Annotated in this window: 10 protein-coding genes, 1 tRNA gene and 1 other RNA gene; 5 read left to right on the forward strand and 7 right to left on the reverse strand. The window is 50.7% G+C overall.

The genetic code is table 11. The features are described 5' to 3' along the window. Positions 1-7: 7 nt before the first annotated feature. Together efp and F8A88_RS11565 are read right to left on the reverse strand one after the other, a co-directional pair. Complete coding sequence (gene efp / locus F8A88_RS11560) at positions 8-565, reverse strand: elongation factor P (protein ID WP_151151324.1); 558 nt, start codon at positions 563-565, stop codon at positions 8-10. 37 nt (positions 566-602) lie between these two features. Continuing rightward, a complete protein-coding gene (locus F8A88_RS11565; protein WP_151151325.1) occupies positions 603-1,067 on the reverse strand; it encodes a type II 3-dehydroquinate dehydratase in 465 nt (154 codons plus the stop codon). Between the two features lie 88 nt (positions 1,068-1,155). Between F8A88_RS11565 and yihA the strand changes: the two genes are divergently transcribed. Then, positions 1,156-1,737 (forward strand): ribosome biogenesis GTP-binding protein YihA/YsxC, encoded by a 582-nt coding sequence (gene yihA, locus F8A88_RS11570; protein ID WP_151151326.1) that lies wholly within the window; start codon positions 1,156-1,158, stop codon positions 1,735-1,737. Here the strand turns inward: yihA and F8A88_RS11575 are convergent. The 3 genes from F8A88_RS11575 to F8A88_RS11585 are packed head-to-tail and all read right to left on the reverse strand — an operon-like array spanning position 1,734 to position 4,239. After that, positions 1,734-2,879, reverse strand: a complete 1,146-nt coding sequence (locus F8A88_RS11575; protein ID WP_151151497.1) for an LptF/LptG family permease — start codon at positions 2,877-2,879, stop codon at positions 1,734-1,736. The two genes, yihA and F8A88_RS11575, sit on opposite strands and share 4 nt — an antisense overlap. Next, positions 2,879-4,042 carry an LPS export ABC transporter permease LptF gene (lptF, locus tag F8A88_RS11580; protein WP_151151327.1) on the reverse strand — a complete coding sequence of 388 codons (1,164 nt, stop codon included), beginning with the start codon at positions 4,040-4,042 and terminating at the stop codon, positions 2,879-2,881. Before lptF ends, F8A88_RS11575 begins: the two co-directional genes overlap by 1 nt. 11 nt (positions 4,043-4,053) lie before the next feature. Continuing rightward, positions 4,054-4,239 carry a hypothetical protein gene (locus tag F8A88_RS11585; RefSeq protein WP_151151328.1) on the reverse strand — a complete coding sequence of 62 codons (186 nt, stop codon included), beginning with the start codon at positions 4,237-4,239 and terminating at the stop codon, positions 4,054-4,056. A gap of 121 nt (positions 4,240-4,360) precedes the next feature. Here F8A88_RS11585 and F8A88_RS11590 point away from each other — a divergent pair, with 121 nt between their 5' ends. The 4 genes from F8A88_RS11590 to F8A88_RS11605 all read left to right on the forward strand — a co-directional run bounded on the left by F8A88_RS11590 (position 4,361) and on the right by F8A88_RS11605 (position 10,102). Further along, on the forward strand, positions 4,361-5,158 hold the full coding sequence (locus F8A88_RS11590; RefSeq protein ID WP_151151329.1) for an undecaprenyl-diphosphate phosphatase: 798 nt from the start codon (positions 4,361-4,363) through the stop codon (positions 5,156-5,158). An 86-nt stretch (positions 5,159-5,244) separates the two neighbouring features. Further along, a tRNA-Met gene (locus F8A88_RS11595) sits at positions 5,245-5,321 on the forward strand. A gap of 102 nt (positions 5,322-5,423) precedes the next feature. Beyond that, positions 5,424-5,805: a transfer-messenger RNA gene (gene ssrA, locus F8A88_RS11600) on the forward strand. Between the two features lie 406 nt (positions 5,806-6,211). After that, positions 6,212-10,102: a PAS domain S-box protein gene (locus F8A88_RS11605; protein WP_151151330.1), complete on the forward strand. Its 3,891-nt coding sequence runs from the start codon at positions 6,212-6,214 to the stop codon at positions 10,100-10,102. 51 nt (positions 10,103-10,153) lie between these two features. Here F8A88_RS11605 and F8A88_RS11610 read toward each other — a convergent pair whose 3' ends face one another. Together F8A88_RS11610 and F8A88_RS11615 are read right to left on the reverse strand one after the other, a co-directional pair. Continuing rightward, positions 10,154-10,654: a chemotaxis protein CheW gene (locus F8A88_RS11610; RefSeq protein ID WP_151151331.1), complete on the reverse strand. Its 501-nt coding sequence runs from the start codon at positions 10,652-10,654 to the stop codon at positions 10,154-10,156. A 10-nt stretch (positions 10,655-10,664) separates the two neighbouring features. Further along, positions 10,665-12,689 (reverse strand): HAMP domain-containing methyl-accepting chemotaxis protein, encoded by a 2,025-nt coding sequence (locus F8A88_RS11615; protein ID WP_151151332.1) that lies wholly within the window; start codon positions 12,687-12,689, stop codon positions 10,665-10,667. Positions 12,690-12,821 lie beyond the last annotated feature (132 nt).

A 12,821-nucleotide genomic window follows, 5' to 3' on the forward strand; every position in this document is an offset into this window, starting at 1 on the left:
ATCATGCCTATTCCCGCCCGAGATAGTCTCCGGAACGGGTGTCAATCTTGACCTTGTCACCCTGATTGATAAACAGGGGAACCAGAGCATTCAACCCGGTTTCCATGGTGGCCGGCTTGGTTGCGCCGCTCACGCGATCACCTTGCACTCCGGGTTCGGTTTCGGTCACTTCAAGTACCACCGAAGCAGGCAGATCCACGCCGATAAGCTCTCCATTGTACAGCAAGACCTTCACGGTATCGCCTTCCTTGATGTAGCCGCCCTTTTCTCCGACATTTGCGGCGGGCACGAACATCTGGTCATAGCTCTCAAGATTCATGAACACGAAATCCGAGCCATCCTTGTACAGGTACTGCATGTCCTGCATGGACACGTCGGCCCGTTTCACCTTTTCACCGGAACGAAACGTCTTGTCCAAGACCTGTCCCGTGATCAACTGCTTGAGCTTGGTGCGAACAATGGCCCCGCCCTTGCCCGGCTTGTAGTGCTCGGACTTGATGATCTCAAAGGGCTTGCCGTCGATCTCTATTTTCATTCCATTCTTAAATTCAGCCGTGGAAACCATTTTCTCTCCAAATCTGAAAAATAATGTAATCTACCAATCAACACTCGGCTTCAAGATGCTCAACGAGCGCTTGAACAGCCAAGGCATAACTCAGAATTCCAAAACCGGCAATGACCCCGACACAACGCCTGCCCATGAGGCTCTGCTGCCTGAGCGGCTCGCCGGTCCGCGCCCATATATTGCTCAGGTGAACCTCCACGCAGGGAACGTCTATCCACGCAAGGCAATCGGCCAAAGCCAAGCTGGTATGCGTGTACGCACCGGCATTGAAGGCGATGCCGTTCACGCCCTGCTCCCGGGCCAGTTCAAAACGGTCGATCAGAGCGCCTTCCGAATTGGACTGGAAAAACTCCAAAGCCACACCGTCGGCGCGATCTCCCATGAGTGAGGCAACCATGCCCGGCAGGTCGTCCATGCCCCGGCTACCGTAAATTTCAGGCTGACGAACGCCCAAGTGGCCCAAATTGGGACCATTTGCTACAAGTATGGTATACGCGCCCATGAAAAACTCCTGCATGCATGCGGCTTGACTCCTCAACGGAAAAAGAGAACATTCCCCTTTCCCGCAACCCGGAAACAATGAGCCAGTTATGAACCGAACTCTTGAAATAGTCAAAACAATCTATGAAATCAGCCAGCTTGAGCCCATGGAACTCTCTCAGGTCGCTCTTGCCGGACGATCCAACGTGGGCAAATCTTCATTGGTGAATTGCCTGGGCGGCAGAAAAAAGCTGGCAAAAATAAGCTCTACCCCGGGAAAAACACGCAGCCTCAACTATTTTCTGGTACACCCCGACGAATTTTATCTCGTTGACCTGCCCGGGTATGGATATGCAAAGTGCTCCAAGGCAGAACGCGCCAAATGGGGGCAACTCATTGAACGCTACATGACGAATAATCCCTGGCTCAAGGCTGTGGCCGTGCTGTTGGACTCGCGCCTGTCCCCCCAGAAACTGGATATTGAGATGACATCCTACCTCAAACACATGGGCATACCGGTCATCCCGGTGCTGACAAAGGGGGATAAGATCAAGCAGCGGGAGCGGGCCGCCATCCAACGCCAATGGCGCGATCTGCTCCAGTACGATTATATGCCTCTGGTCGTTTCAAGCAAAACCGGAATGAACAGGGATAAGCTCTGGGAAATTCTGGCCCAATCTGCCAACGGTTAAACCCCGCGTCCCCGAATGGGCAACATGCCCAACCAATCCCGCACCATGCGCTCGAAAGTGGGACTTCCAACCCACAACAGACGACCACCGGCGCCGGCACAAAACACGACATTGGCCAGCCATGCGGCCGCAACCGGCGGCAACAACCCTTTCTGGCCGGCAGAAACTCCCACAACATACAGGGCGTAATAGCTGAAAACCAGAACCAAGGACAAACCGATTCCGGCATAGACATTGTCTTGGAAAGTGAACACGGCCAATGCCACCAACGACATGGTCAACACGGCAAATGCATATGACCATTTGGAGTGCCAGACCGTACGCAGGGCTTCCACGTTGGAACCGGATATCTCGAGCTTTTCGATGAGATCGGAAAGCTCCCAAATGGGCATCCTGCCATGCTTGCTTTTGCTTTCTGCCTCCCGAAATGCGTCCAACCCCTGACGCACAGGCAGAAACTGGGTGCTGCGCATGGTCGAAACAAATGATCTGGAATCCAGTTCCTGTGCTTCGGTCAATCCCCACCCATGTTCATCAATCAGAGCCTTTTGCGCGGAGATGATGCGAATGAGCCGCTCGGAATCAAGATCAAATTCATAGACGGTCACGTCCATGGCCCTGCTCAAGGCGGGCAAGGCGGTCCCGGCATGCACGATGTACGGTCCGTCCCGAAACCAGAGGTTGGTCAGGACAACTTCATCCATCTCTTTCTTGTGAACGTCCTCTTTCCATATTCTGCTGGCTTCCTGTTCTCCATACACCCCGACATACTGGGAAAAAACAAACAAGAAACAACTCAGCAAAAAGCCGTACACAACAAAAAAACGGACAAACCAATTCATGGAGACACCGCCCGCCCGTAGTGCAACAACTTCACGGTTGCGGCTCATAACGCCCAATTGGATGACCACGGAAAGCAGAAACACGGCCGGAAAAATCTGGGAAAAAATGACCGGAATCTTGACTCCGAAATAGTACAGCATGGTCTGGACGCCAAGTCCTGCTTCCATGAAGTCATCAAGTCGGTCGAACAGGTCGGACAAAAGGTAAATGCAGGCCCCCACGGCAAGACAAACCAGAATATAAAACAGATTCTGGCGGACAAGATACTGCTCCAGCGTGCCGAAACGGAGAAGACGCATCACGACTCTGCCCTCCATGACCGCCAGTAGGCCAGCAAAGTCATCACGGGCAGAGTCTTCTCCTGATTGGCATAATATACGCCCACCGCTCCGACGCCGAGAAATACGACATTGGGAATCCACAATCCGACATACGGTGAAAACGCCCCTGTCTCACCAAGGCTCACGGCCACGGAGAAACAGGTGTAGTAAACCAAAAACAATCCCATGGAGAGCAACAGACCGTATTGCTGACGAAGCCCGCGAAACGCACAGGCAACCGGAAAGGCAAACAGTCCAAGCACAATACAGCCGAACGGCAGTGCCCACCGCTTGACCAACTCGGTTTCAACCTTGCGGCGCAACCCCTCGTCATGCAGCACTTTCTGTGGTGGATCTCTGTGCATCCGCCACAGTCTGCCAATGGACATTTCGCTTGGCTTGTCCTTGTCGAATTTGAAGCCGCCCAACAGCCTGCCCAAAGGCAGCCGGACCTTGTAGGTGCCGAATTGGAGAATATTGAGCTCGTCGCCATGCTTGCGGAAAATCCTGCCATTGCGAAAGGCAATGCTCATCTCCCCTTTTTCCGCGTCGGCCTCGATTCGGCCATATGGAGCAACAACCGTGACCGTGGTATCCTTGAGCGTGGAATCCTGCACAAACACGAATTCCAACTCACCGGCCTCGCTGTCCACCTTGTGCGCATAGAATGTCAGTTTGGGAAAATCCCTGTTGAACACCCCGGCCTGAATGGCAATCTTGGACCGCGTGCGGGCATATTCAATGATGGTACGCTTGAAATTGTCCATACCCCACGACAAGCCGTAAAACGATATGAAATAGCAGCACAGTGTACACAAGCACCCGAAAACGAGCGGCGCTGGCAACAACTGATACAGGCTCACGCCGTTGGCCTTGAGTGCGATGTGCTCATTGTCCGAACTCATTCGCAAAAACGTCAGAAACACGCTGAGCATGCAGGCGATAGGCATGATCAGGAGCAGGAAGAAAGGACACAGGTAGACAAAAAGCTGCAACAGATCAAACAATCCCAGGTTCTGGGAAAGGAACAACTCCCGCAGCTGCAACATGCGCCCCATGATGATCAGGCCCAGCAAACTGGCGGTACTCAATCCGAACAGCTTGGCATGCTCCCGGAATATCTGACGATGAACTATTTTCACACTATGATTGGTCAGCCTTTTCCCTGCTCGCGGAAAAAGCGCTGAAGAAATTCCACGTCAAGCGGACTCAGGTTAAAACGTGCCGCAGCCTGCTCGATCATTTTGTTGAGCGGCGCTTCCCCGGACTTCTCCATGCTCTCGCAAATCCATTTGATGGCCTTTCGGGTCAATTCACTCTGTGGCATTACCGTGGTCATTGCCGCCTCCTTTTGGCTACGGTGTGTCGGTTGAGATACATCAGCTTCCAAGGGGTTGCAAGAACACACGCCTTGGGCTACCCAAAAGCCAACTCTAGACTCACAAGGAATGTTATAGCTCATGGCAGAATGGTTTGTCGCCGTCATTCTCGGCATAGTCGAAGGCCTGTCCGAATTCCTTCCCATATCCAGCACCGGACACCTGATCATCGTGGGCTACCTGCTGGGCTTCACCGGTCTCAAGGCCGAAATATTTGAGGTCGTGATTCAGCTTGGCGCAATACTGGCCGTGGTGCAGCTCTATCGCCACCGCTTCGCAGGCCTGCTCCGGCACGATCCAAAACATGCTTTTTCCGGAATTCGCGGCCTTTGCATGCTCGCCCTGACATGTTTCCCGGCTTCACTGCTGGGTCTTTTGACACATGAATACATCAAAACATCCTTGTTCGGCCCATCCACCGTGGCCCTGGCACTTGCCGTTGGCGCAATCATGATCCTGATCGTGGAGCATTTCGTCAAATCGAGCAAAACACATCGCGTGGACCACCTGAGCCTCATGCAGGCCCTGGGCATAGGTTGCTTCCAATGTCTGGCCCTGTGGCCGGGCTTCTCCCGTTCCGCAGCTACCATCATGGGCGGCATGATTCTCGGCGCAAGTCGATCCGTTGCAGCGGAATACTCCTTCATCGCCGCAGTTCCCATCATGATAATGGCCACGACTTTCGACATGGTCCAAAACTACCACCTGCTGACCCGCAACGACCTGCTCTTCATCGGCATCGGTTTTCTCGTGTCCTATGCAGCCGCGTTGTTCGCCATCAAAAGCTTTCTGTACATCCTGCGCAAAACAACGCTGAAGCCCTTTGCATGGTACAGGCTGGCTGTGGCTCCGCTTATATATTTCTTCTGGGCCGACTAAAAAAATCCGAGAGAATTCCCATTTTTTCCTTGCAATGATTCAAAAGAATAGCTAATTACGGCTTCCGCTTCGGCGACACAAAAAGTGGCGGGGTAGCTCAGATGGTTAGAGCATGCGGCTCATATCCGCAGAGTCGGGGGTTCAATTCCCTCCCCCGCTACCACCACGAAAATCAGGCCTGCCCATGCAGGCCTTTTTCTTTTCACCTTGCCAAAACACGCATGGACCTTATATAAGTCCTGTCCACGCAATTGTTCTTTGAAATGGGGGCGCACTGGTTTCGACGGGGATGGTTGAAGCCAAGGTTGCAGGTCGAGGTTGGTCGATGGCCTCGTAAAAATCGACCACACAATAAATGCTAACGATGATTACGCATACGCAATGGCTGCCTAGGTAGCCTAGCAACTTGACGACTTGATCGTCACGATTCACCGGCTGACGTCCTATAAGACGGCTGAATCGACACATCATAGGGCTAGTTTCATGTGTCCGTTTGCCGCACATGTTGCGAAACTCATAGGCAAACTGGCTTTTCGGCTGTTTGGGCAGGGGCTACCCGAAAAGCGAGATTTATTCCTGTCCTAAGCCTGTAGACGCCTTGTGTGGAGCATTCTCGGACGGGGGTTCGATTCCCCCCGCCTCCACCAGACATTCTTTCGACCCCATCCAAAGAAAAGCCCTTGATTATCAAGGGCTTTTCTTTTTTCTAGACTTTACTGCCCCCCCAGAACACCCGCTGCCGAACATCCGAGATGCCAATAATGGGTAATCTCACTTACACCTCCCTCTCCATCGGCACATAATGGAAGTGCGCCTCCCCCTGCCCCTTTGCCAACACCCCAGTAAACTCGGAACATCGACATTTCCACAATGCTCAGATTCCTACAGTAAATATTACTGATTCACCATTTTCAAAACAGTAAACCACGGAAAACCTCCCCTTCATGAATATGCAAAAAAATAATACATTTATGTGAAAAGCTCGTAGTATATTCAATAAGTTACAAAAGCAAATTCTGCCACAAGCATGAAACTCAGGGGACGGGAAGCTAAATGAGTAAAAATATTCGAAAGGGCACGGCGGACGACCTTGCACATGCCCAAAAACGAATACACCGACTTGAGCAGGAGCTTGCCAGATTAAAAACCGAAAAACACAATGATACGGAACGGTTCAGGCTGCTTTTCGAACGAACCCCCGTTGGTTACCAATCTCTTGATGAAAACGGTAATTTTCTGGAAATCAACCAGACATGGCTCGACATCCTTGGCTACTCCCGCGAAGAAGTTATTGGTAGAAATTTTTCCGACTTTCTCCCCAACGAATGGAAAGAACACTTCAAAACAAACTTCCCCCGGTTTCGAGCCATCGGAGAAATCATGGGGGTGGAGTTTGAGCTGGTACGAAAGGACGGGTCAAGGATACTTGTATCGTTTAACGGAAAGATAGGAAAACACGATGACGGGTCATTCAAGCAGACTCATTGTATATTTCGAGACATAACGAGTGCACGCAAGATTGAACAGGAAACACAGGAAGCCCAGGAACGTTTCCGCATCATGGTTGAAGAAATGCCCGTGCTTATCCATGCGCATGGGGCCGACAACAACTATGTCTATTGGAACAAGGAATGTGAACGGGTACTGGGTTGGTCTCGCGAAGAAATAATCGGAAACCCGGAGGCAGCCAACCTCCTGTATCCTGATCCTGAAACACAAAAAAGGGTCGAAAAAAGACACAATTGTCGCTCAACATACAAGAGTGTGGAAATTCCAACGACCGCCAAAGATGGCAGCACAAAAATCATTCAATGGACTGACGGCTCTCACACATGCCCCGTGCCGGGATGGAGAGGATGGGAAACAGGTATCGACCTCTCGGCTCAACGCAAGGCCGAACAGGCGGAACAGGACAACTACAAAAAATACACAACCTATATCAACCATTCACCGGCGGGATTTTTTCTCATTGATGCACACGGCCGTTTTACCGATGTCAATCAGGCAACACTTGATATGCTTGGCTATGACCGAAAAAGCATCGTCGGCCTGCATGTTTCCGAAATAGACAAAAGTGAATCCCAAAGAGACATTGAAAAAACGCTCAACAATCTGAAAAAGAACGGTTCCTTTCGTGGCGAAAGAGGTTTTCGACACCAGGCGGGGCATATAATAAGTGTCTTTCTTCAGGCCGTGAAGCTTGATGATGACCGTTCGATGGCTTTTTTCCAGGATATTTCCGAATTGAAAGACACGCAGGAACGGCTGCAAAAAACCCTGGACTCAACCAACGATGGAATATGGGACTACAATCTGCAAACCGGAGAATTCAAATGCTCACGCCGTTGGGCGGAAATGCTCGGCTATACACCGAACGATATTCCGGCCATCGGGTGTCACTGCGAACAAAGCGTCCACCCCGAAGACAAAAAAGCATTTCAGACCGCTTTTTCAGATTACGTTCACGGCAGGTGCGATGACTATGAAATCGAATTCCGCCTGAGGTCAAAATCGGGAAAATACAAATGGATATATTCCCGAGGCAAAGCTGTAGCAAGAGACGAAAAGGGCCTGCCAACCCGAATGATGGGAGCGCACACGGATATAACGGAACGGAAAAGGATCGAAGAAGAACTTCGGACGGCAAAAAACACATTTGAAGGGCTTCTCGACATCGTTCCGGACATGATTTCAATCCATGACCCTGAATTCAACATTGTATACAGCAATTGGAACGGATTTGGGCATGTTCCCAAGGATCGAAGGACCCTCGGCTCCAAATGCTACAAAACATACCGCGGCCATGACACCATCTGTCCGGATTGCCAAGCGAGAAATGTGCTTGCAACCGGCAAGAGCTTTCACACCGAAATGCAGCTTCCAGATGGCATGTGGGTGGATCTCCGAGTACTTCCCCTGGTGAATGAAGATGGCCAGGTGCCATTGTTCATGGAATGGGTTCGCGACATTACATCCCACAAAAAGGCAGAGCAAACGCTGATATACAACGAACGCGAGTTGCAGCGAACTCTCGACCGACTCAATTCTCACATAAACAATTCCCCCCTGGGTGTGATCGAATGGGATGATGACGGCCGAATTTCAAAATGGTCCAAACGGTGCAATGAGATCTTCGGGTGGAAAGCCGAGGAGGTTGTCAACCGCAACTGGAACGACTGGGAATTCGTTCATGCTGATGACCGCGAATTTGTTTCGAAAAAAACATCAAAACTCTATGATGGAAGCGATGACTACAACACCATCGTCAACCGCAACTATACCAAAGACGGCTCCATTGTTTCGTGCCGCTGGCACAATTCGAGCTTCAAGGATGGTGCGGGCAAGGTACAAAGCATCCTGTCCCAAATAGAAGACGTTACCGAACTGACTCAGGTACAAAAGCAACTTGCTGAAAGTGAAAACAAATTCAGGAACATGTTCGAAAACATGGCAAGCGGTGTGGCCGTGTATTCCCCGGTTGGTGATGGGCACGACTTTCTTTTTGAAGACTTCAATCCCATGGCTGAAATAATTACCGGCATATCAAGAGAAAAGGTGATTGGAAAAACACTTTTGCAGGTATTTCCCCAAATGGCCCAATCTCCCCTGCTGGAAAGCTTGCGCAAGGTCTGGAAAACGGAACAATTCATATACCACCCCCCGTTTTACTACCATGACAGCCACGGGGAAGGGTGGCGGGAAAATCGAATATACAGCCTCCCTTCCGGGAAGATCGTCGTGATTTTTGACGATGTGACCGAACGGATGGAAACTCAGGAAGAGCTGGTCAAAGCCAAGGAAAAGGCAGAAGTTGCGAACAAGGCAAAATCCGAATTTCTTGCCAACATGAGCCATGAAATACGCACGCCGCTCAACGGGATGATGGGAATGCTCCAACTTTTTCTGGAAACAGATCTGGACCAAGAACAGCAGGAATACACACGCGCAGCAATGGATGCTTCAAAACGTTTGAACAATCTTCTCACTGACATTTTGGATATTTCCAAAATCGACGCCGGCAGCATGCGCCTTGACCGCAAGCCATTCGACATACGCAAGACGGTTAAACAGGCCTGTGGGCTCTTTGATATTGCATCCCGGCAAAACAACGTTGCACTCCTGTGCAATCTTGAGCCTTCGATTCCCCGATTCGTACTTGGCGATTCCCTTCGTTTGCATCAGGTTCTCAACAACCTGATAGGAAACGCGTTCAAATTCACGAACTCAGGCGTCATAACCGTCGAGGTAATCAAGCTGTCACCGTTGTCTGAAAAGACATGCCGCCTGCTTTTTTCCGTTTCCGACACAGGTGAAGGAATACCCGGAGACAAGTTGGCCCAACTTTTTTCTCCGTTCACACAGGTTGACGGAAGCATGACCCGAAGGCATCAGGGGGCTGGGCTTGGGCTTTCCATCTGCAAAAAAATAGTCAACATGATGGGCGGGTCACTTTCTGTGGAAAGCAAAGACGGCGCAGGCTCGACCTTTCACTTCTGCATTCAATTCGATCTACCGCAAAAAACTGAATTCCAGAGTGAAGAACCGGCTGCAACACCAACCCCGTCTCTTGAGGGAGTATCGATTCTTTTGGCTGAAGATGACCATGTGAACCAAATCTCTATGGCGAGGGTGCTTGAAAAAAACGGTGCAACAGTATGTATCGCACAAAATGGTTCCGAAGCGTTGGCAATGCTCAGAAAGCATCCGTTCGACCTGGTTTTCATGGACCTGCAAATGCCAATCATGGACGGCCTTGACGCAACTGCAGCCATTCGAAGAGGAGAGGCTGGCGAGGCGAATAAAACAACCAAAATAATAGCCCTCACCGCCCATGCAATGTCTGAAGACTTCGACAAGACCATCGATGCCGGAATGGATATGCATTTGACAAAGCCTGTTGATTTCAATGAACTCAAAAAAGCCATTGCCAAAATGTTGAAATAAAAAAAGGCGGGGAGCATTTCTGCCATCCCCGCCTTCGTGGTGCCGGCATCTCTATGCGGCAACTTCTTCCCGAGAACCGGATACCTCCGAGGCGACCTGCAATTCTTTCTTTGAAAAGACAGAATCAACATCAACAATTATAACAAAGTTGTCCCCCTGACGTCCCATTCCCTTGATATAATCCGCATTGATCGCAGAACCCATTTTCGGCGCGGCTTCGATTTCCCTGTCGGGCATTTCAACAACTTCCCGAACAGAATCAACAAGCGCTCCGATAGCCAGAAGTTCATCCTCCAGCAATACTTCAAGAATAATGATGCAGGTGTCGACCGTATCGTCAATTCTCTCCATGCCAAGCTTTGTGCGCATTTCCACGACAGGAACCGCATGACCACGAAGATTGATAACACCCCGCATGTATTTCGGAGTCCGCGGTATTTCAGAAACCTTCGTTATCTCAAGCACTTCTCGAACCTTGCTGATATCCAAAGCAAATATCTCCTTGCCAAGCACAAACGTGAGATACTGCCCTTGAGCTGATGTTTTGGTCATGATTTTCTCCTTAGAACCGCTCAAAAGCCTGATCGTCGTCACCACCCATATCGATCGGCATACCCGCTTCGGGCTGAGACTCATCCGCACTCTTGGCTTTTGGCAGGGCCGCCATAGGAGCCCTTGAGAGCTGCTGCCTGGCTTGAACCGGGTGCCCGTTTTCGGAAACCGTAAAGAAGGACATGGTCTGTTGGAGCTGCTGTCCTTGACCGGCAAGCTCCTCGCTTGTGGAAGCCATTTCCTCGGAAGCGGAAGCGTTTTGCTGAATGACGGAGTCAAGCTGGTTAATGGCCTGGTTGATTTGCCCAGCGCCCGTATTCTGTTCATCACTAGCCGAAGCAATTTCCTGTACAAGGTTGGCCGTCTTTTCAATATTCGGCACCAACTCCTTGAGCATTGTTCCTGCCTTTTCAGCAACCTGAACACTATTGCTCGAAAGTTCGCTGATTTCCGCAGCAGCTGCACCGCTTCGTTCCGCAAGCTTGCGAACTTCCGCCGCCACAACGGCAAAGCCCTTTCCGTGCTCTCCTGCCCTTGCCGCCTCAATGGCCGCGTTCAGGGCCAAAAGGTTGGTCTGGCGCGCAATTTCTTCCACAATGGATATCTTTTCGGCAATGCTGTTCATCGCAGTAACGGTTTGATCAACAGCGTCACCACTCTCTCTGGCATCCCGGGCAGACTGTGTGGCCAGCTCGTCCGTTTCCTTTGCATTGGCTGCGTTCTGATTGATGTTCGAAGCCATTTCTTCCATCGAGGATGACACTTCCTCTATGGAGGCCGCCTGTTCCGTTGCTCCCTGCGACAAAGCCTCCGAGGAAGATGAAAGCTCTTCACTGCCGGCAGCAACATTGTCCGTGGCGGACTGCACATCGGATACGACCTGGGTCAATTGCCTGTTCATATTCCGCAGCGCCTCGGCCAGCATGCCGATTTCATCCTTTTGATATACATCTACAGTCTGGGTAAGATCACCCTCGGAAAGTGCCTTCGCAAATTCCACCCCCGCCAAAACAGGTTTGGTAATCATGCGCGTAAGGAATATGGCGAGAATGACGCCAAGAACAAGCGCAACGGCAAGCCCGACCACCATGATGAAAGAAGCTGTGCCCAACGCAGTGACAGCCGCATCGGCACGGTTCTGCGTGGCCTTCACGCCAGCCATGGCAGTCCCCTTCGATGCCTTGAGGACCTCTGCCCCGGCAACGCTTCGGGATGTATTCAACTCCTGCATTGCCAGAAAATTATCCAGATATGCCTGCATGGCATCTCCATATTCCTTCGCCGCATCGCGTGTATTTGCAATCTGCTGAACATTCACGGCCCTTTGCGTAATGGCAGAAAGCGCCTTGAATTTTGCTTCCATTTTCGGAAAATTGGCCATGGCGGAACGCATGACTTCCGGGTCACGCGTTGCCTGTGCCTTGAAGTTATTCACCCGCGCATCGTTTCCCAAATCTATGATGTCGTTGACCAGCGTTATTTTTTTCAGACGCTCCGCTAGCTTTGCAGCAGAGGCTCCCTGATACAACTCGCGCTCCATGGCCTGATTCTGGGACTCAAGAAATTCGGAGCAATTCTTCATGTACTTTTCTGCCGACGTAAACATCGCTTCGCGATTTTTTTTCATGGCGGCCAAAAGCCTGTTTGTTTCGTTTGCCAAGCCGACGTATTTTTCAACCCCCCCCGAGGCAATCTCAACATCCTTCTTCAATTGAACGAGTTCTGGATATTTTTCCGCGTGCTGCTGTGCCTTCTCGATATTTTCCTGCACCTCGTTCAGGTTGCTTGTCGCCTCTTGCCAATAGCTGTCCTGCTCGCTGTATGCATAGCCGCGCATGGCATACATGCTCATCATGGAAGCTCGCTCCAGATCGTTTGCTATGGATACCTCAGGAACATACTCTTCCGCCAAACGCTGCGAGGCGCCGCTTACCTGCTGCATATTGAAAATGGCCATGCCGCCAAGTACGATCGCAATAAGAATCAGCATGCCGAACCCCAAGCCGAGCTTCATTCCCAATTTTAAATTTTTCATTTTTTCTCCTTGGTTACGTCTAATCCCGCAAAAAAATATCCCCATCACCTTCAATGACTATGTACTAGGTAGTACATAGTCATTGACATGATAAATTTTTTTCGTAAAGTATTAGGAAAAAGATTATAAAAG

The organism is Pseudodesulfovibrio senegalensis (assembly GCF_008830225.1).
Taxonomy (GTDB): Bacteria; Desulfobacterota; Desulfovibrionia; order Desulfovibrionales; family Desulfovibrionaceae; genus Pseudodesulfovibrio; species Pseudodesulfovibrio senegalensis.